At 62.8% G+C, this 19,171-nt stretch carries 17 protein-coding genes; 10 read left to right on the top strand and 7 right to left on the bottom strand.

The features are described 5' to 3' along the window. From FY112_RS38340 to FY112_RS33135, 9 genes are all read left to right on the top strand, one after another. Positions 1 to 280, top strand: a 280-nt coding sequence (locus FY112_RS38340) for a formyltransferase family protein (protein WP_281408502.1), incomplete at its 5' end; no start/stop codon positions are given. 113 nt (positions 281 to 393) lie between these two features. Further along, positions 394 to 3,315: an aminotransferase gene (locus tag FY112_RS33095; protein ID WP_151520273.1), complete on the top strand. Its 2,922-nt coding sequence runs from the start codon at positions 394 to 396 to the stop codon at positions 3,313 to 3,315. A gap of 521 nt (positions 3,316 to 3,836) precedes the next feature. After that, positions 3,837 to 4,031 carry a hypothetical protein gene (locus tag FY112_RS33100; protein ID WP_003544544.1) on the top strand — a complete coding sequence of 65 codons (195 nt, stop codon included), beginning with the start codon at positions 3,837 to 3,839 and terminating at the stop codon, positions 4,029 to 4,031. 231 nt (positions 4,032 to 4,262) lie between these two features. Beyond that, complete coding sequence (locus FY112_RS33110) at positions 4,263 to 5,258, top strand: P1 family peptidase (protein WP_151520274.1); 996 nt, start codon at positions 4,263 to 4,265, stop codon at positions 5,256 to 5,258. A 115-nt stretch (positions 5,259 to 5,373) separates the two neighbouring features. After that, positions 5,374 to 6,294, top strand: a complete 921-nt coding sequence (locus FY112_RS33115; protein ID WP_094086943.1) for a LysR substrate-binding domain-containing protein — start codon at positions 5,374 to 5,376, stop codon at positions 6,292 to 6,294. 150 nt (positions 6,295 to 6,444) lie between these two features. Beyond that, positions 6,445 to 7,971: an ABC transporter substrate-binding protein gene (locus FY112_RS33120; protein ID WP_181018318.1), complete on the top strand. Its 1,527-nt coding sequence runs from the start codon at positions 6,445 to 6,447 to the stop codon at positions 7,969 to 7,971. Between the two features lie 109 nt (positions 7,972 to 8,080). Further along, positions 8,081 to 9,028, top strand: a complete 948-nt coding sequence (locus FY112_RS33125; RefSeq protein ID WP_131643925.1) for an ABC transporter permease — start codon at positions 8,081 to 8,083, stop codon at positions 9,026 to 9,028. 3 nt (positions 9,029 to 9,031) lie between these two features. After that, positions 9,032 to 9,895 (top strand): ABC transporter permease, encoded by an 864-nt coding sequence (locus FY112_RS33130; protein WP_094086946.1) that lies wholly within the window; start codon positions 9,032 to 9,034, stop codon positions 9,893 to 9,895. A gap of 36 nt (positions 9,896 to 9,931) precedes the next feature. Next, entirely contained in the window at positions 9,932 to 11,323 is a 1,392-nt protein-coding gene (locus FY112_RS33135; protein WP_094086947.1) for an amidase, read from the top strand. Here FY112_RS33135 and FY112_RS33140 read toward each other — a convergent pair whose 3' ends face one another. The 3 genes from FY112_RS33140 to FY112_RS33150 all read right to left on the bottom strand — a co-directional run bounded on the left by FY112_RS33140 (position 11,324) and on the right by FY112_RS33150 (position 14,102). Next, entirely contained in the window at positions 11,324 to 12,181 is an 858-nt protein-coding gene (locus tag FY112_RS33140; protein ID WP_151520276.1) for an NlpC/P60 family protein, read from the bottom strand. 11 nt (positions 12,182 to 12,192) lie between these two features. Continuing rightward, complete coding sequence (locus FY112_RS33145) at positions 12,193 to 12,543, bottom strand: MarR family winged helix-turn-helix transcriptional regulator (protein WP_017962816.1); 351 nt, start codon at positions 12,541 to 12,543, stop codon at positions 12,193 to 12,195. 167 nt (positions 12,544 to 12,710) lie between these two features. Then, the gene (locus FY112_RS33150) at positions 12,711 to 14,102 is read right to left on the bottom strand and encodes a M17 family metallopeptidase (protein WP_151520277.1); all 1,392 of its coding nucleotides are present in this window, start codon (positions 14,100 to 14,102) and stop codon (positions 12,711 to 12,713) included. Positions 14,103 to 14,246: 144 nt separating this feature from the next. Here FY112_RS33150 and FY112_RS33155 point away from each other — a divergent pair, with 144 nt between their 5' ends. Continuing rightward, complete coding sequence (locus tag FY112_RS33155; RefSeq protein WP_017962814.1) at positions 14,247 to 15,083, top strand: tetratricopeptide repeat protein; 837 nt, start codon at positions 14,247 to 14,249, stop codon at positions 15,081 to 15,083. A 46-nt stretch (positions 15,084 to 15,129) separates the two neighbouring features. Here the strand turns inward: FY112_RS33155 and FY112_RS33160 are convergent, their stop codons facing one another. The 4 genes from FY112_RS33160 to FY112_RS33175 form a co-directional block, all read right to left on the bottom strand. Further along, the gene (locus tag FY112_RS33160) at positions 15,130 to 15,762 is read right to left on the bottom strand and encodes a LysE family translocator (RefSeq protein ID WP_017962813.1); all 633 of its coding nucleotides are present in this window, start codon (positions 15,760 to 15,762) and stop codon (positions 15,130 to 15,132) included. Positions 15,763 to 15,957: 195 nt separating this feature from the next. Further along, on the bottom strand, positions 15,958 to 16,944 hold the full coding sequence (locus FY112_RS33165) for a type II secretion system F family protein (RefSeq protein WP_017962812.1): 987 nt from the start codon (positions 16,942 to 16,944) through the stop codon (positions 15,958 to 15,960). A gap of 15 nt (positions 16,945 to 16,959) precedes the next feature. After that, positions 16,960 to 17,967 carry a type II secretion system F family protein gene (locus FY112_RS33170; RefSeq protein ID WP_017962811.1) on the bottom strand — a complete coding sequence of 336 codons (1,008 nt, stop codon included), beginning with the start codon at positions 17,965 to 17,967 and terminating at the stop codon, positions 16,960 to 16,962. A gap of 5 nt (positions 17,968 to 17,972) precedes the next feature. Then, positions 17,973 to 19,171, bottom strand: a 1,199-nt coding sequence (locus FY112_RS33175) for a CpaF family protein (RefSeq protein ID WP_246700818.1), incomplete at its 5' end; no start/stop codon positions are given.

A 19,171-nucleotide genomic window follows, 5' to 3' on the forward strand; every position in this document is an offset into this window, starting at 1 on the left:
TTACAAACAAGCCTATCAACGCGGCGTGAAGCTGATCGGGGCCACGGCGCATTACGTCACCGCCGATCTCGACGAAGGCCCGATCATCGAACAGGACACGGCACGCATCACCCATGCGCAGTCACCCGACGATTATGTCTCGATCGGCCGCGATGTCGAAAGCCAGGTGCTGGCGCGGGCCATCCACGCCCATATCCATCACCGCACCTTTCTGAACGGCAACCGCACCGTGGTCTTCCCGGCCAGCCCCGGTGGTTACGCCTCCGAACGCATGGGTTGAGCGCCGCCCAACATCTCTTTTGCTGGCAAACGACAATCCCCGTTGCCTGCCAGCGGCAAGTACTTGATTATCGCCTTCAATAGGTAATCGAATCATGCTGCGGGAGGGGTGTCATGACCGACGAGGCGCTTGTTGATCGCATGGCGCTGCCGCGCCCCGACGTGACCGCCAGCGACGCGGAAGAGATCCTCCTTGCGCATTACAGCCTCTCCGGCACGCTTGTCGAACTCGGCAGCCAGCAGGATCGGAACTATCGCGTCGATAGCGATCGTGGCCGCTACGTCCTGAAGATCTGCCATGCAGCCTACGAGACCCGCGAGCTCGAAGCACAGAATGCGGCGATCCATCATCTCAAAAGCAGGCAAGATGCGCCGCGCGTCCCGAAGGTGATCGCCACCAATGACGGGCGAGAGATCGTCGTCCTTACCGTGCGTGGACAGGGGTATCAGGTCCGGCTGCTGGAATATCTGGAATGTCATGGGCTGACGGAGCTGACCTATCTGGCGCCGGCTTCCGTTGCAGCCCTCGGCGCGCTCTGCGCCAGGCTGGCGCAGGCGCTTGCCGATTTTAACCATCCCGGTCTCGACCGCAGCCTGCAGTGGGACCTCAGACGGGCAGGTCCCGTTGCGGTGCAGCTGCTTTCAGCCATCACCGACAGCGCCGCGCGCGACCGGATTGCCAAAACCATGGTGATGGCCGTTCGCCGCATCCAGCCGTTGGCGCCGTCGCTTCGGCTGCAGGCCGTGCATCACGACGTCACCGGCGACAATGTCGTCGGCCACCGTGACGCCCGTGGCCATATCGTCCCCGACGGGGTGATCGATTTCGGCGACATCATCCGCGGCTGGCTGGTCGGCGACCTCGCCGTCACCTGCGCTTCGCTGCTGCATCAGGCCGATGGCGACCCTTTTCATATCCTGCCCGCCGTCACCGCCTATCAGGCGATCTATCCGCTGAGCGACGAGGAACTGAAGGCGCTCTGGCCACTGATCGTCGCACGCGCGGTCATTCTCGTCGCCAGCGGCGAACAGCAGATTTCGGTCGATCCCGACAATGACTATGTCCGCGACAATCTCGACCGCGAGCGGGCGATCTTCGATACGGCGATGTCGGTTCCCTTCGATCTCATGGAAGCGGCGATCCTCAAGGCAGCCGGCGCCGATGTCGCCGCGCCGGAAACATCGGGATGGCTGCCGTTGCTGCCCGACATCGATCCCGCCGGGATCGCCTATGTCGATCTTGGGGTGCGGAGCCCGCATTTTTCCGCCGGCAACTGGCTGAATACCGACATGGACTGGCGGCTGCTTGCCCGCATGGCAACCGAAAACGGTACGGCAGCGACGCGCTACGGCGAATATCGGCTTTCCCGCGCGGCAACTGCGAAGGGACAGGCGACCTGCGCCCTGCATATCGACATATGCCTTGCCGCAGGCAGCGCGATTGCCGCGCCCTTTGCCGGCCGCATCGGCTGGAAGGACCAGCATCTGACAATCGCCGGCGACAACATGACCCTGCATCTCGATGGGCTCGACCTCTCGGTCGAGGACGGAGCCGAGATTGCCGCCGGCGATTCGCTCGGCACGGTTTTCGGAGAGGCGTCGTCGCTAGGCGGGCTGCGCGTCCAGCTTTGCAGCGTCGCAGGTCTCGAACCGCCGCTCTTTGCCTCACCGCGCGCGGCGGCGGCCTGGTCAGTGCTCTGCCCTTCGCCTTCGCTGCTTCTCAGCCCGCAAGCGGATGCGCCGCAACCTGAAACCGCCGAACTCTTCGCCAGGCGGCGGGCGCATCTCGCAAGGCCGCAGAAGAATTATTATGCGGCGCCGCCGCAGATCGAGCGCGGCTGGAAGGAGCATTTGTTCGATGTCGAGGGCCGCGCCTATCTCGACATGGTCAACAACGTCACCATTCTCGGCCATGGCCATCCCAAGCTCGCGGCGGCGATCAGCGCGCAATGGCTGCGGCTCAACACGAATTCGCGCTTCCACTATGGCGCGATCACGGAATTTTCCGAACGTCTCGCCGCCCTGTCGCCGGATGGGCTGGACGCGGTCTTCCTGGTCAACAGCGGCTCGGAGGCGAACGATCTGGCGCTTCGGCTTGCGCAAGCCCATAGCGGAGCGCGCAACATGCTCTGCCTGCTCGAAGCCTATCATGGCTGGTCGGCGGCGAGCGATGCCGTTTCCACCTCGATCGCCGACAATCCGCAGGCACCGACCACCCGTCCGGACTGGGTGCATGCCGTGGTTTCACCGAATACCTATCGCGGCGCATTCCGTGGTCCCGATACGGCGGCAGCCTATCTCAGCGCGGTAACGCCGGTGCTGGAGGCGATCGACGCCGGCGGCGACGGCCTGGCGGGCTTCATCTGCGAATCGGTCTACGGCAATGCCGGCGGCATTCCGCTGCCGGACGGTTATCTCAGGGAAATCTATGCGCAGGTGCGCACCCGCGGCGGCCTCTGCATCGCCGATGAGGTGCAGGTCGGCTATTCCAGGCTCGGACATTATTTCTGGGGCTTCGAGCAGCAAGGGGTCGTGCCCGATATCATCACCGTCGCCAAGGGCATGGGTAACGGCCATCCGCTCGGCGCCGTCATCACCACGCGGGAGATCGCGCAATCGCTGGAGAAGGAGGGCACTTTCTTTTCCTCCACCGGCGGCAGCCCGGTCAGTTGCGTCGCCGGCATGACGGTGCTCGACATCATGGCCGAGGAAAAGCTCCAGGAAAATGCCCGGACGGTCGGCGATCATCTGAAGGCGCGGCTTGCCGCGCTGATCGACCGCCATCCGATTGCAGGCGCCGTGCACGGCATGGGCCTCTATCTTGGCCTCGAATTCGTCCGCGACAGAACGACGCTGGAGCCGGCGACGGAAGAGACGGCTGCAATCTGCGACCGGCTTCTCGAACTCGGCGTCATCATGCAGCCGACCGGCGATCACCAAAATGTGCTGAAGATCAAACCACCGCTCTGCCTCAGCATCGACAGCGCCGATTTTTTCGCGGACATGCTGGAGAAGGTGCTCAAAGAAGGTTGGTGACACAGGGCTTCCGGCATTAACCAATTCGGTCATTTCGAGGCATGTCGATTTTTAATGAAGCGGGCCATTGCCGGAATCAGCAGGACTTCCTATCTCTGCCGCGGTGATCGATTGAACTTCGATTCTGTCATGCGAATTTAACGAAGAGCTGATATGTTTCTTTCTGCAAGTTCGGGCTGCGACGGAATGAATTTTTTCGGATCGTCGATATTTTGACACGTTTAGGAATATGTTTCTGACAGGCTATCGGGTAATCTCTACCAAGTTAGTGGATTATCGAAGGCAGCCTTCACCGGCCCCGGGCTCTAACGGGACCACTCAAGTGCAACGCCAACAAAAGGAACGAGCATGATAGACATCGATATTCTCGCCGATCTCCTTGGGCGATCTGTGCTTGGCAATGACCGTCCGGGCGCCCTCTCCCGCCCGAACTGTCGAATGTGACGTTCGTCCTCCTTTCAACGGTATCAGACAAGTCAATTCGCCATGGCTGCGCATGTCGCGCGGCAGGAGTTCTATTTATGAAGAAGCAAGTTATCGAATATGCAGGCGTTCCCGTCGGGATCGTCATTCCCGATGAAGACCGGCTGAAATTCATCGCCGTGAAATTTCACGTCCACGACCTCGACGAGCAGCGTTTCGGCTCGCCGGACGAGGTGCGGCTGGCCATCCATGACCTGATGACCCGCCGTCATCCGAAGCCGCTTCATGCCTGAGGGCATGACGCCGCGATTAGAATTCACGGCTTTTCCCGATGTCCGACCGGTCCCGCCAAATGGGGCCGGTCTTGTTTTTTGAGGGCAATTGCAGTCCTATCGGCGGGCCTTTGCGTCTAGAGCATTTCCGTTTTTCTTCGAATCACGAAAATGCTCTATCTCTTTGTTTCACGCAATTCCGGACGCAAAACCGCTGCACACTTTTGCTGGAATTGCTCTAAGGATCCGCCCTTGCCCGATCTTCTGAACCTCGTCACCGACATCGAAGGCGTTTCCGTCGGCCATGCAACCGACCTTGCGCTCGGTTCCGGCGTCACGGTCATCGTCTTCGACGAACCGGCCGTCGCATCCGGCACGGTGCTCGGCGGTGCGCCCGGCGGGCGCGACACCGGCCTGCTCGATCCGTCGATGACCGTCAATGCCGTTGATGCCTTCGTGCTTTCCGGCGGCTCGGCCTTCGGGCTGGATGCCGCCGGCGGCGTGCAGGCGGGCCTGCGCGAACTCGGCCGCGGCTTTGCCGTCGGGTCGGTGCGCATTCCGATCGTGCCGCAGGCGATCCTGATGGACCTGCTGAACGGCGGCGACAAGGATTGGGGCCTTCACTCGCCCTATCGCGACATGGGTTATACGGCACTGCAGGCCGCGGCCAAGGGCACATTCGCGCTCGGCACGACAGGTGCCGGGACGGGAGCGACGACGGCCACCGTCAAGGGCGGGCTCGGCTCGGCCAGCGCCGTCAGCAGCGCCGGGCATCGCGTCGCGGCGATCGTCGCCGTCAATGCGCTCGGTTCGGCAACGATCGGCGACGGGCCGCATTTCTGGGCGGCACCCTTCGAAAAAGACGCGGAATTCGGCGGGCTCGGCATGCCTGCGGTGGCCGACCATCGGATGCGGCTCAAGGGCATGAACACGCCGGCAACGACGATCGGCGCAGTGGTGACCGATGCGCAGCTGACGAAGGCCGAGGCGCACCGGCTATCGCTTGCCGGCCATGACGGTCTTGCCAGGGCATTGCTGCCGGCGCACCTGCCGCTCGACGGCGATACCGTCTTTGCCGCTTCGACGGCCCAGCATCGAAGAGACGACATGGCGAGCCTGATGGAGCTTTGCCACCTTGCGACCCTCGTCATGGCGCGGGCGATCGCCCGAGGGGTCTACGCTGCGACCGCCCTTCCGGTCGAGGGCGCGCAACAGGCATGGCGCGACCGCTATCCGAATGGTCGTTGATTGGGACCTTTGTTTTTATCCATGTCGTTGTCCCAAAACCGCTGCGCACGTTTGGGCAACATGCATTAGGGTTGGAACCGGACCCCACAACGTGCCGAATGGCGGAGAGACGTGAATGCAGATCCGGGCGCTGATGTATTTCGACGAGCTGGTCAGGACCAATTCGATGCGCCAGGCGGCCGAGAACCTCAATGTCGCGCCGACGGCGATCAGCCGGCAGATCGAGAACCTCGAATATCATTTTGGCGCGCCGCTCGTCGAACGCAGCGCCCGTGGTGTCAAGCTGACGGCCGCCGGCGAACTGCTTGCCGCCCGCGCCGGCCGGACGCTGCGCGAGCTCGATCATGTGCAGCAGCTGATCGAAGACCTGAAGGGCCTGCAGCGCGGCCGTGTCAGCATCTATGCCAATGGCGCCACCGTCGCCAATCTGCTGGCGCCGGCGCTTGCCGAATTCAGCCTGAAATATCCAAAACTGCGTTTTACCGTGACAATCACCAGCGCCCGGCAGGCGGTCGATGCCGTCAACAGCGCCGAGGCGGATATTGCGGTGACGTTGTTTGCGCCACCGATGTCCGGCACCAAGGTGCGGCTGCGCTCCGAGATCGCCTATGATCTCATCGCCACGCCGCAGCATCCGGCCGCTGCGCATAGCGAGATCCCGCTGCGGACGCTTGCCGACTATGCCTTGGCGCTGCCGGATCAATCCTTCGGCTTCCGCCAGGCCTTCGACGCGCTGTTCGAGAAGGAAGGGTTGAGCCTCGATCCCGTCTTCGTTACCAGCTCGCTCGAAATGCTGAAGGAACTCGTGCTCAGTGGAGCTGCGGTCACGCTGCTGCCGGCGCTAACCGTCCGCCGCGAGATCGAGGCGGGTCAGCTCCTTGCCATTCCTCTGGCCGGCAAGACCGGCATTCGCACCCATGTCGATCTCTGCGTCGCGCCGGACCGACAGCTGTCCTTCGCCGCAACGAAACTGCTCGACTTCATCGAGAGGTTCATGCGCGAGCGCACGAACCGTCGGGCCGAGACGAAAGACTGACGCTTCGAGCTTGCATTGTCCGTAGATTTGCGGTGTAGCTTTTTCGGCTACACTGAGCACACAAAATCATCATTGTGTGTTCACCGGCATAATGTCAATCTCCTCGCAAAAGGTCGTCGTCATCGACGCGCGGCCAGATAAGGGAACATGATGATCAAGCTTTCGTTTGCGCCTTCGCGTTTCGTCCGGCGGCTTTCCCTCGGTGCTGCGCTTTCGGCCGGCTTGGTGATGACGGCGATGACGCCGGCGGAGGCGGCGAAGACCACGCTCAATCTCGGCATGAGCGTCGAGCCGACCGGTCTCGATCCGACGATCGCGGCGCCGGTCGCAATCGGCCAGGTGACCTGGCAGAACGTGTTCGAGGGACTGGTGACGATCGATCAGTCCGGCAAGATCCAGCCGCAGCTGGCGAAAAGCTGGGAGATCTCGCCCGATGGCCTGACCTATACGTTCAAGCTGCAGACCGGGGTCAAATTTCATGACGGCGAGGTCTTCGATGCCGCGAGCGCCAAGTTTTCGCTCGACCGCGCCCGCGGCGCCGATTCGGTCAATCCGCAGAAGCGCTTTTTCGCCTCGATCGCCTCGATTGATACGCCCGATGCCGAAACGCTGGTGCTGCATCTCTCGGCCCCGACCGGCAGCCTGATCTACTGGCTCGGCTGGCCAGCCTCGGTGATGGTCGCACCGAAGACGGCTGCCGACGACAAGACGACGCCGATCGGCACCGGTCCCTTCAAATTCGCCAGCTGGGCGAAGGGCGACAAGGTCGAACTCGCCAGAAATGCCGATTACTGGAACAAGGGTGCGGCCGCCGAGCTCGACAAGGTGACCTTCCGCTTCATTGCCGATCCGCAGGCGCAGGCAGCTGCGCTGAAATCCGGCGATCTCGATGCCTTTCCGGAATTTGCCGCACCCGAGCTGATGAGTTCTTTCGACGGCGATGCGAGGCTCGTCACCAGGATCGGCAATACCGAACTCAAGGTCGTTGCCGGCATGAACACTGCCAAGAAGCCGTTCGACGACAAACGCGTCCGCCAGGCACTGATGATGGCGATCGACCGCAAGACGGTGATCGACGGCGCATGGTCCGGCCTCGGCACACCGATCGGCAGCCACTACACGCCGAACGATCCGGGCTATCAGGACATGACAGGCGTGCTGCCCTACGACGTCGAGAAGGCGAAGGCGTTGCTTGCCGAAGCCGGCTACCCCAACGGTTTCACCTTCACGATCAAATCGCCGCAGATGGCCTATGCGCCGCGCAGCGCTCAGGTGATGCAGGCGATGTTTGCCGAGATCGGCGTGACGATGAATATCGAGCCGACAGAATTTCCAGCGAAGTGGGTCCAGGACATCATGAAGGACCGCAACTTCGACATGACGATCGTTGCCCATGCCGAACCGCTCGACATCGACATCTACGCGCGCGATCCCTATTATTTCAATTATAAGAACCCCGCTTTCAACGCGCTGATGAAGAAGGTCCAGGAGACGACTGATCCCGCCGCGCAGAATGCGATCTATGGCGAGGCGCAGAAGATCCTCGCCGAGGACGTGCCGGCGCTCTACCTTTTCGTCATGCCGAAACTCGGCGTCTGGGACAAGAAGCTGAAGGGCCTATGGGAGAACGAGCCGATCCCTTCCAACGTGCTGTCCGGTGTTTCCTGGGACGAGTGAGAGGCGGGTTCGGGCGGATTGAGAGGCAAGGGATGAGCGAAGGGAAGCCGCACAGCGAAACGCTCAATGCCGGTCGCAGCCCCCGCGCCACATCGAAAGCGTGGCACGCATGATCCCACTCCTCGCCCGCCGCTTCGCCGGTCTCATCGTCACGCTCGTCGTCGTCTCGCTGCTGATCTTCGCCGTTATGGACCTTCTGCCAGGCGATCCCGCCTCGATCATGCTCGGCACCTCGGCAACACCGGAAACCCTTGCAGCGCTCCGTCACAGTCTCGGCCTCGACCAGCCGCTGCTGTTGCGCTACGGGCAATGGTTGGCTGGCGTGCTCTCCGGCGATCTCGGCAATTCGCTCACCTATGGCGTACCGGTCGCCGGGTTGATCGTCGAGCGGTTGGCGGTAACGCTGCCGCTGGCGCTGATGGCGATCATGCTTTCGGTGGCGATTGCCCTGCCGCTCGGCGTGCTGGCCGCCTCGCGCCGCGGCGGTGTCTTCGACGTCATCGCGACGCTGTTTTCGCAGATCAGCATCGCCGTGCCCGCCTTCTGGGTGGCGCTGCTGTTGATCATCCTGTTTTCGACGATGCTCGGGCTGATGCCGGCCGGCGGTTTCCCGGGCTGGAGCGCCGGCCTCACGCCGGCATTGCAGGCGCTGATTATGCCCGCCGTCGCGCTGGCCATGCCGCAGGCGGGCGTGTTGACACGAGTGGCGCGCTCGGCGGTGCTTGACACGATGCATGAGGATTTTGCCCGTACCGCGGTCGCCAAGGGGCTGTCACGCAGTGCGGTGCTGTGGCGCCATATCGTGCCGAATGCGCTGATCCCGATCCTGACGATGATCGGGTTGCAATTCACCTTTCTCGTCGCCGGCGCGGTACTGGTGGAAAACGTCTTCAACCTGCCTGGCCTCGGGCGGCTCGCCCTTCAGGCGCTCTCTCAGCGCGACATCATCGTCATGCAGGATGTCGTGCTATTCTTCGCAGGCCTCGTCATCGTGATGAATTTCATTGTCGATCTCTCCTACCTGGCGATCGATCCCAGGATGAGGAAGGCGGCCTGACGCATGGCACCGATCGTGTCCACCGCCATCATCAGCCGCCGCCGGGTCTTTAGACTTAGCCGGCGAATGAACCTGATTTCGGGGGTCGTCATCATCGGCCTGCTGGTCGCCGTGGCACTGCTGTCGCTCGTCTGGACGCCGCTGCCGCCGGCGAAAATGCAGATCATTCACAAATTGCAGCCGCCGCTTGCCTTCGGCCTGCTTGGCACGGACCAGTTCGGCCGCGATGTGCTTTCGATGCTGATGGCGGGCTGCTGGAATTCACTGTCGATCGCCATCACAGCGGTTGCGATCGGCGGAACGCTCGGCTCAATCGCCGGCATTTCGGCAGCCGCGATCCGCGGTCCTTTCGAGGCGTTGCTGATGCGCATCTGCGACGTCATCTTCGCGCTGCCGCCGATCCTGTCCGCCATGGTGCTTGGCGCCTTTCTCGGACCCGGGCGGTTCACCGCGATCACCGCGATCGCCGTCTTCATGATCCCGGTCTTTGCCCGCGTCACACTCGCGACCTCGCTGCAGGCCTGGAGCCGCGACTATGTGACGGCAGCGCGCGCCATCGGCAATACGCGCCTGACCATTTCGCTGCGCCATGTGCTGCCGAATATCGTCAGCCAGATCATCGTGCATGGCGCGATTCAGCTGGGGCTGGCGATCCTCACCGAAGCGGGCCTCAGCTTCCTCGGGCTCGGCATGGCGCCGCCGGCGCCGACCTGGGGTCGGATGCTTGCCGATGCGCAAACCTATCTGGCGCTCGCCCCCTGGCTGGCGATCCTGCCCGGCCTTGCCATCGCGCTCACCGTCTTCGGCTTCAACATGCTCGGCGACGGTTTGCGCGATCTGCTCGACCCGCGCGAGGCGAGCCGCTGATGCCCTCCCGAGACGAAAAGCCCGAAAGACCATGCCATGACCGAAACCGACCTTACCATTCGCGAACTCAGGCAGCGCTTCGCCGATAAGAGCCTCTCCCCCCTCGAATACTGGCTCGCCCTCGAAGACCATATCGCCGCCTGGGAGCCTTCGATTTCGGCACTCTATCTCTATGATCGGGAATCGGCGCGCGCCCAGGCGAAAGCGTCGACGGAGCGCTGGGCGAAGGCAGAAACGCTGGGGCCCCTCGACGGCATCCCGGTGACGCTCAAGGAGCTGATCGCTACGAAGGGCCAGCCGGTGCCATCAGGCACGAGGGCAGTGGAACTCAAACCTGCGGACGCGGATGCACCGGCCGCCGCCCGTCTTCGGGAAGACGGCGCGGTGATCTTCGCCAAGACCACCTGCCCCGATTACGGCATGCTGTCCTCCGGCCTTTCGAGCTTTCATCCTCTCAGCCGCAATCCCTGGGACATCACGCAGAATCCCGGCGGATCGAGTGCCGGGGCTTCCGCAGCGGCAGCGGCCGGTTACGGACCGCTGCATATCGGCACCGATATCGGCGGTTCGGTGCGCCTTCCCGCCGGCTGGACCGGCATCTTCGGCTTCAAACCGAGCCATGGGCGCATTCCGGCCGATCCCTATTATGTTGGGCGCTGCGTCGGGCCGATGGCGCGCACGGTCGAGGACGCGGCCTTTTCAATGGCGACGCTGTCACGGCCGGACTGGCGCGACGGCACCAGCCTGCCGCCGAATGATTTCAACTGGATGGATCTCGACATCGACCTGTCGGGCATGAAGATCGGGTTGATGCTCGATGCCGGCTGCGGGCTTGCGGTGGACGACGAGATCAGGGCCGCGGTCGAAACGGCGGCGAAACAGTTCGAGGCGGCCGGCGCGACCATTCGATCAGTCCAGCCGGTACTGACACGCGCAATGCTGGATGGGCTCGACAATTTCTGGCGATCCCGGCTCTGGGGCGATATCGCCGATCTCGACGATAACAGGCGCGATAGCATCCTGCCCTATATCAGGGATTGGGCGATGGGCGGCGCCGACATCCGCGGTGTCGATGCGGTCAGAGGCTTCAACCAGACGATCGAGATGCGCAAGAGCTGCGGACGGTTATTCACCGAGGTCGACGCCCTGCTTTCGCCGACCAATCCGATCATCTCTTATCCGGCAGAATGGGCATCTCCGACCAATGATCCGGCCCTGCCGTTCGAACATATCGGTTTCACGGTGCCGTGGAACATGTCGGAGCAGCCGGCCGCCTCGATCAACTGCGGTTTCTCCCGCTCGGGCATGCCGATCGGGTTGCAGATCGTCGGGCCGCGCTTCGACGACATGCGGGTGCTGAGACTCTCGAAATCCTTCGAGGACTGGACGGGCGGGGTGAAATCCTGGCCGCAGCCTCCGATCGGCTGATCAGCTGATCGGGCGGCGATAGCCGGTCGGCTGCTCGTAGAGCCAGCCGATGCGCTCGGCTGCAGCCGCGAAATTCTCGCGCGCCACCGTCATGCTATGGCCGTTGGCGTGCAGAATGGTTTCCGGATCTTCGAAGACGGCGACATGACCCTTCCAGAATACCAGGTCGCCACGGCGGATTTCGGATCGGTCGATCGGCTGGCCGAGGCCTGCCGCCTGCATATCGGTATCGCGTGGCGCAGCTCTGCCCGTCATCAGCATCGCCAGCTGGACGAGGCCGGAGCAATCGATGCCGAGGCCGGAACGTCCGCCCCAGAGATAGGGCGTTTCCAGGAAACGGGCGACGACCTCCACGTAATCGGCGCCATCGAGCGCGCCGATCGGCTGGACGTGCTTGGCGAAGATCGCCGTTCCGTCCTCGAGCACGACATAGCGATTGCCGCGCGCTTCCGCCTCACCGGCGACATGAACGCGGCTTCCCATCGACACGATGGCCTGGTGGGGCTTGCGCAGTTCCGGTTCGGGATAGACGAAGGAGCGTTGCACGGTGACGATATGGGTCGGCGTCGGCCGGCCTTCCGAGAGCGCGTCCGCCGCGACATAACCGACATAGCCGTCCGAGGCGGCTTTCACCCAGCACCAGCCGTCCGCGCGATCGAAAACCGTCACGTCCTCGCCGAGAAGCAGTTCGGTATCGATGCCGCGGGCAAGGTCCGGTTCGGGACGCAAGGCCACGACCGGGACGGCGACGCGAGCCGGGGCGCCTTCCGTAAAACGCGACGCCTCGACCTTGCCTTCGAGCCCCGCTTCCGCGAGATCGGACCTGTAGGCATGCAGGCGGCGGTCGAGCATCGTCATTCGCATTCCTTTCAGATCGGCAACCGGCGGGCCTGATCTCGGATGAGATCGCCGAGCTTTTCCAGATAGAGCGCACCGCCGACAGTGCGCTTGATGATCACGTTGCGCCGGTCGGCATCGTCGCGCACACGATCGACCAGGCCCATCTCGCCCATCGTGTCCAAGGCGCGGGTGATGACCGGCTTGGTGACATCAAGCGTGGCGGCAAGCCCGCGCACCGTGTGCGGCGGCGGCACCAGATAAATATGCAGCAGGATCGCCATCTGGCGCAACGTCAAATCGCGGTCGTCGTGGCGGACCTGATCGAGCGCCACACCATGCCAGAGCCCCAGCGCCTGCGAGGCTGTCAGTTCGATCGGCACGGCCCCTCCGGAAGATCGTTACGCTAACGTTCCATTTTCCGGCAGTTGCCACGCACATGCAAGGGGCGGCAGAAATTGCCGCCCGGCAAGGTGAATAAAATTTTAACGATCGGCAGCGAGGCGCAGCGCGTGAACACGGATCATGCGATGCGCCTCAGCGACGCGCTTTAGCGCAGGCTCTCGCGGATATGGTGAAAGAGCGCGCGGATTGCTTGTGCTTCGCCGCCGCCCGGCGAATGCGGCCGTTCGGACGGAGCCCAGCCGTAAATGTCGAAATGCGCCCAGCTCTTCGCCTTGCTGACGAAACGCTTGAGGAAGAGGGCGGCGGTGATCGCCCCTGCCATGCCGCCGGCCGGTGCGTTGGTGAGGTCGGCGAACTTGGTGCGGATATCCTTGTCGTAGCCGGAATAGAGTGGCAGGCGCCAGATCGGATCGTCGGTTTCCAGGCTCGCTTCGGTGAGGTCATGCGCCAGATTGGCGTCATCGGTGAAGAAAGGCGGAAGATCCGGGCCAAGCGCAACGCGGGCGGCGCCGGTCAGCGTCGCCATGTCAATCAGCAGCTCGGGCTCTTCCTCATCGGCATAAGCAAGCGCATCGGCAAGGATCAAACGGCCTTCGGCGTCGGTATTGTCGATCTGGACGGTCAGGCCCTTGCGGCTCCGGTAGATGTCGCCGGGCCGGAAGGCATTGGACGAGATCGCGTTTTCGACGACCGGAACGATAACGCGCAGGTCGACCTTCAGCTTGGCATCCATGATCATCAAGGCAAGCCCCATGACATTCGCCGCCCCGCCCATGTCCTTCTTCATCAGCAGCATGGAAGCGGCAGGCTTGATGTCGAGACCGCCGGTATCGAAGCAGACGCCCTTGCCGACGAGCGTCACCTTGCGATGGCCCTTCTTGCCCCAGCGCAGCTCGAGAAGGCGCGGCGCATCGGCGCTGGCGCGGCCGACGGTATGGACCAGCGGGAAATTCTGCTTGAGCAGGTCGTCACCCGTAATAACCGATATCTCCGCCTTGTAATGCCCGGCCAGACCGCGGAAAACGGCCTCAAGCTGGTTCGGCCCCATATCATTCGTCGGCGTATTGATGAGGTCGCGGGCGAGAAAGACGCCGGCAAGCTGGCGCTTGATGTCGGCGGCGTCGGCATCGCGGGGGATCATCAGCGTCGCCGCCGGCGATTTTTCAGATTTGTAACGGTCGAAACGGTAGCTGCCGAGGCCAAAGCCGAGGGCCAGGCGATTTGCCGTCAGCGGCGCGGTCTCGATGTGCCAGTCGCCGGCCGGCAGCGCGCGGGCGAGCCTGCCGGTGATGTAAGGCTGCTCGGATGGATTGGTGCCGAGGCCGTAAAGCGCGCCGCCGAGATGGCCTTCGGCCGTCGGGATCAGCAGCAGCGACCCGCTTTCGGCCTTGTAGCCTGCCCTGCGCGCCCAATCGAGCGCGATCGGATCGATCGTGCCGGTCTCGATATGGGCAGGCGTGACGGCAAAGATCGGCAGCGTCGAACCGCCCTTCGTGTTGAAAGGGGTCGGTCTCTCGATGAACTGATAGGGGGCCATGATTATCCTTCGGCGGTCGCAAGGAATCGTTCCTTAACGGTCTGTTAGGGTTAACAGACTATTGCTGGAGCGAAGATTACGCGTCAAACCTTTCCCTGTTCCGCTTCGAGGTCAGGCGCCGATTTCGGAATCCAGGAACGCGCCATGCCTGCCTCGCTCACCACCACATTCACCAATCGTATTCTGCAGGGCGCTGCGGCATCGCTGCTCGTCCTGGCACTTGCCGGCTGCTCGACGACCAAGGACCGGATGACGACCGGCTCGGTGCCGAAACTCACCAAGCCGGTCGAAGAGATGGACGCGACCGAGTTGCGCTCGGCGACGGACCGGCTCGGCCAGGCCTATGAAAAGAACCCGCGCGATCCCGTCACCGGCGTCAACTACGCCAATCTGCTGCGCATGAACGGCCGCGACACGCAGGCGCTCGCCGTCATGCAGCAGGTGGCCATCGCCAATCCCGGCGACCGCAACGTGCTGGCTGCCTACGGCAAGGCACAGGCGGCGGCCGGCCAGTTCCAGCAGGCGCTCGATACGATCGGCCGCGCCCAGACGCCGGACCGTCCGGACTGGAAGCTGATTTCGGCCCAAGGCGCGATCCTCGACCAGATGGGCCGGGCAAGCGATGCCCGGCAGCGCTACCGCGACGCGCTCGACATCCAGCCGAACGAGCCCTCCATCCTTTCCAACCTCGGCATGTCCTACGTGCTGACCGGCGATCTGCGCACGGCCGAAACCTATCTGCGCTCCGCCGCCAGCCAGCCGACCGCCGACAGCCGCGTCAGGCAGAACCTTGCCCTCGTCGTCGGTCTGCAGGGGCGTTTCCCGGAAGCCGAGCAGATCGCCCGGCGCGAACTTTCACCGCAGCAGGCCGATGCCAATGTCGCCTATCTCAGAGGCATGCTCTCGCAGCCAAATTCCTGGCAGAAACTCGCCGCCAAGGACAAGACCTCGGGCGCAGCGGACAACAGCAACACCAACTGACCGGATCAGGTTTCGAAAGGCGTCTACCTTCGGAGAGATGCTGATCTTAACGAGCGCTCAAACCCGAAAGAATGAGCCGAAGACCGAGGCCACCCATGACCGCACCGGCGGCCCGGTCGATCCAGCCCTTGGCGGCAAGATAGAGACGCCGCGGATGGCGGGCCGAAAAGGCGAAGGCCACGATCGAATACCACCCGGCCTCCACGGCAAAGACGCCGAGCGGCAGCGCGACAATGAGATCGAGCGGCACCGTCCTCGGCAGAAGTGCCGCAAAGAGGCTGGCATAAACAATGATGGTTTTCGGGTTGCTGAGCTGGGTCAGCAGCGCAGTCGTGAAGCTCAATCTCAGCGCGCGGTTGCCGTTGACGGCGTCGGAGACTTCGAGCGGCTGACCGGCGCTCCTCCAGATATTGACCGCGATATAGACGAGATAGGCGCCGCCTGCGACCTTCAGCAGGACATAGAGCCATTCGAACTGAGACAGCAGCGCCGTCAGCCCGGCAAGCGCCAGCACGGCAAAAACGACACCGCCGACACCCATGCCGAGCGCGGCCGCAAGGCCATCCAGCCTCGAACGCGAGATGGCGATCCTGGAGACGAGGACGAAGCTCGGGCCGGGGCTCATCGCGCCGACCGCCAGGGCTGCCATGATGCTGATGAAAATGCCGGCAGAAGACATCGGAAACCTCTCTCTTGGATTGAACCAGCGCCAGGGGCACTGCGGCTGCATCCGCGCGCTTGCCAATGGTCGTCCATCCCGTTTACCAGCTATGCCGGCGGCGGTCACCCGTGATTGAAGCGATCGGCCGACGGCCTTTGAGGCAACAGCGTCTCTGCCGAAAGCTGCATCCGCCTTTCCGGGCCGGCGCAACCGTCAGAACTTGTCTGCCACCTGAATGCCGGCCGGACCGAGAATGACGGCGATCAGCACCGGCAGGAAGAACAGGATCATCGGCACCGTCAGTTTTGGCGGCAGCGCAGATGCCTTCTTTTCCGCCTCGTTCATGCGTTCGTCGCGCCCTTCCTGGGCGAGAACGCGCAGCGCCTGCGCGATCGGCGTGCCATAGCGATCGGCCTGGACCAGCGCCTGCGTCACCGAGCGTACCAACTCGATCTGGGTGCGCGTGGCAAGATTTTCGAGCGCCACGCGGCGATCCGGCAGGAAGGAGAGTTCGGCGGTGGTCAGCACCATCTCCTCGGCGAGCGCCGGCGACTGCTCACCGAGCTCTTCCGAGACACGACGCATCGCAGCCTCGATCGAGATGCCGGATTCGACGCAGATCAGCATCAGGTCCAGTGCATCCGGCCAGGCGCGCTTGATCGAGTGCTGGCGCTTGCCCATGCGGTTCGAGATATAGATATTTGGTGCGTAGAAGCCGAGATAACCGACGCCGATGACGGCGAAGAGGCGGATGGCCATGCCCCTTTCGGCGAGATTGCCGAGGCCGAAGACCCAGAAGGCAGCAAGCGCCAGAAAAAGGAAAGGCAGTAGGAAACGCGCCACGAGGAAGCTATTCAGCGCATTCTCCGAACGAAACCCGGCGGCGCGCAGCTTGTTGACCGTATTGTCGTCGACGAGCGCCTTACGCAGGTTGAAACGCTCGACGATCTGGCGGACCGAGCGGTTGTTCTGGCTCCTGAGCGAAGCCTTGCCGGCGCCGGTTTCCGCGTTCATGCGCGCGCGCTCGCGGGCGCGGATCTGCTCGCGCTCGGTCGAAACGGCCTTCATGCGCTTTGTGAGATCGCCGCGCTCGAAGAAGGGAACAGCGATCGTATAAAAAGTAGCGAAGACGGCGATCGCCACGAAAAGTGCGATCAGCATGCTCGGATTGGTGAGCGTTGCGGCAAGGTCCTGCGACATCGTGCTTCCTTCCGGCTAGATATCAAAACTGACCATTTTGCGCATGACGAAAATGCCGATCGACATCCAGATTGCCGAGAAACCCATGATGAAATGGCCACGCGGATCGGTGAAAAGGATCATCATGTAGCTCGGCGAGGTGAGGTAGACGAGGGTCGCGACGATGAAGGGCAGAGCGCCTATGATGTAGGCCGACGCCTTGGCTTCCATCGAGAGCGCGGTAACCTTGGCCTTCATCTTCCTGCGATCACGCAGGACCTTGGAGAGGTTGCCGATCGCTTCCGAGAGATTGCCGCCGGCCTGCGACTGGATGGCGATCACGATGGCGAAGAAATTGACTTCCTGAAGCGGCATGTGGATCGTCATGCGGGCGCAGGCATCGGAAATGCTGAGACCCACCTGCTGCGCTTCGATGACCCGCCGGAACTCGCTCTTGACCGGCTCGGTGCCCTCGGTTGCGATAAGACGGATCGCATCGTTGAGTGGCAAGCCCGATTTGATCGAGCGGATGATGACGTCAAGTGCATTGGGGAGCTCGTTGAGAAACTTGTTCTGGCGGCGCTTGATCAGGAATCCGATGACCCAGCGCGGCAGGCCGAGACCGGCGACGACGGCGATACCGACCATGACCATCCACGATGCGCCGACGACCAAGGCGACAAGCAGCAACACGGAGGCGAAGACGGCGCTGATGAGATAGAATTTCGCCGCCGTGATCGTCAAGCCGGCCTGCAACAGCCGCGATTTCATCGACACGGTTTTCTTGGTCTTTTCGTGCTGGCGCTTTTCCAGATCCTTCAGATTGTCCTGTACCGATTTACGGCGCTTCGACAGCTCTTGCACGCGGTCACGGGCGGCCTTGACCTTGACCCGGTCGCTTTCGGCAGATTTGACGCGATTGATGCGGCTTGCCGATTTCTTGTCGGCTTCGATCTTCGAAAACAACAGGGCATAGGCGACCGCCGCCGCGGAGACGGCGGCGAGGACGACAATTGCCAACACTATCGGATCGAACCCGAACATCTCACCTAATCCTTCGTTTTCGCTTCCATCGCGTCGAGGGCGGCGGCAAGACGCTTTTCCTCGTTGAAGTAGCGGGCGCGATCCCAGAAATGCGGCTTACCCACCCCGGTCGACATGTGCCGGCCGATCAGGCGGCCGTTCGCATCCTCGCCTTCGATCTCGTAGCGCATCAGATCCTGGGTGATGATGACGTCGCCTTCCATGCCGATCACCTCGGTGATCTGGGTGATGCGGCGCGAACCGTCACGAAGACGCGCCGCCTGAATGACGACATCGACCGAGCTGGAAATGATCTCGCGGACCGTCTTTGCCGGCAGGGTAAAGCCGCCCATGGCGATCATCGATTCGATACGGCTCAGGCATTCGCGCGGCGTGTTGGCGTGGATCGTGCCCATCGAACCGTCGTGACCGGTGTTCATCGCCTGCAGCAGGTCGAAAACCTCCGGTCCGCGCACTTCGCCGACGATGATGCGCTCGGGACGCATGCGCAGGCAGTTCTTGACAAGATCGCGCATGGTGATCTCGCCCTCGCCTTCGATATTCGGCGGGCGCGTTTCGAGACGAACGACATGCGGCTGCTGCAGCTGCAGTTCGGCGGTATCCTCACAGGTGATGACGCGCTCGTCCCTGTCGATATAGTTGGTGAGACAGTTCAGAAGTGTGGTTTTGCCCGAGCCGGTGCCGCCTGAAATGACAACATTGCAGCGCACGCGCCCGATGATCTGCAGCACGGTTGCGCCTTCCGGCGTGATCGCACCGAAACGGACGAGCTGATCGAGCGTCAGCTTGTCCTTCTTGAACTTGCGGATGGTGAGCGCCGGCCCGTCGATCGACAGCGGGGGCGCGATGACGTTGACGCGCGAACCGTCCGGCAGGCGGGCGTCGCAGATCGGGCTCGACTCGTCGACGCGGCGGCCGACCTGGCTGACGATGCGCTGGCAGATCGAGAGAAGCTGTGCATTGTCGCGGAAGCGGATCTCGGATTCGATCGTCTTGCCGCCGACTTCGATGAAAGTCTGGCCGGCGCCGTTGACCATGATGTCGGCGATGTCGTCGCGCGCCAGCAACGGCTCCAGCGGGCCGTAGCCGAGGACGTCGTTGCAGATGTCCTCGAGCAGTTCTTCCTGCTCGGAGATCGACATCGCAAAGTTCTTGATGGTGATGATGTCGTTGACGATGTCGCGGATTTCCTCGCGGGCGCTTT

Origin of the sequence: Rhizobium sp. PEPV16 (assembly GCF_008919455.1) — a bacterium.
GTDB classification, from domain to species: Bacteria; Pseudomonadota; Alphaproteobacteria; order Rhizobiales; family Rhizobiaceae; genus Rhizobium; species Rhizobium leguminosarum_Q.

Bases quoted from the DNA above. Each gene is read 5' to 3' on its own strand.
- FY112_RS33135 (WP_094086947.1), top strand. From the start codon at position 9,932: ATGACCGAAACCGACCTTACCATTCGCGAACTCAGGCAGCGCTTCGCC.
- FY112_RS33155 (WP_017962814.1), top strand. From the start codon at position 14,247: ATGCCTGCCTCGCTCACCACCACATTCACCAATCGTATTCTGCAGGGC.
- FY112_RS33170 (WP_017962811.1), bottom strand. From the start codon at position 17,967: ATGTTCGGGTTCGATCCGATAGTGTTGGCAATTGTCGTCCTCGCCGCC.
- FY112_RS33165 (WP_017962812.1), bottom strand. From the start codon at position 16,944: ATGTCGCAGGACCTTGCCGCAACGCTCACCAATCCGAGCATGCTGATC.
- FY112_RS33160 (WP_017962813.1), bottom strand. From the start codon at position 15,762: ATGTCTTCTGCCGGCATTTTCATCAGCATCATGGCAGCCCTGGCGGTC.
- FY112_RS33150 (WP_151520277.1), bottom strand. From the start codon at position 14,102: ATGGCCCCCTATCAGTTCATCGAGAGACCGACCCCTTTCAACACGAAG.
- FY112_RS33095 (WP_151520273.1), top strand. From the start codon at position 394: ATGACCGACGAGGCGCTTGTTGATCGCATGGCGCTGCCGCGCCCCGAC.
- FY112_RS33120 (WP_181018318.1), top strand. From the start codon at position 6,445: ATGATCAAGCTTTCGTTTGCGCCTTCGCGTTTCGTCCGGCGGCTTTCC.
- FY112_RS33125 (WP_131643925.1), top strand. From the start codon at position 8,081: ATGATCCCACTCCTCGCCCGCCGCTTCGCCGGTCTCATCGTCACGCTC.
- FY112_RS33100 (WP_003544544.1), top strand. From the start codon at position 3,837: ATGAAGAAGCAAGTTATCGAATATGCAGGCGTTCCCGTCGGGATCGTC.
- FY112_RS33140 (WP_151520276.1), bottom strand. From the start codon at position 12,181: ATGACGATGCTCGACCGCCGCCTGCATGCCTACAGGTCCGATCTCGCG.
- FY112_RS33115 (WP_094086943.1), top strand. From the start codon at position 5,374: ATGCAGATCCGGGCGCTGATGTATTTCGACGAGCTGGTCAGGACCAAT.
- FY112_RS33130 (WP_094086946.1), top strand. From the start codon at position 9,032: ATGGCACCGATCGTGTCCACCGCCATCATCAGCCGCCGCCGGGTCTTT.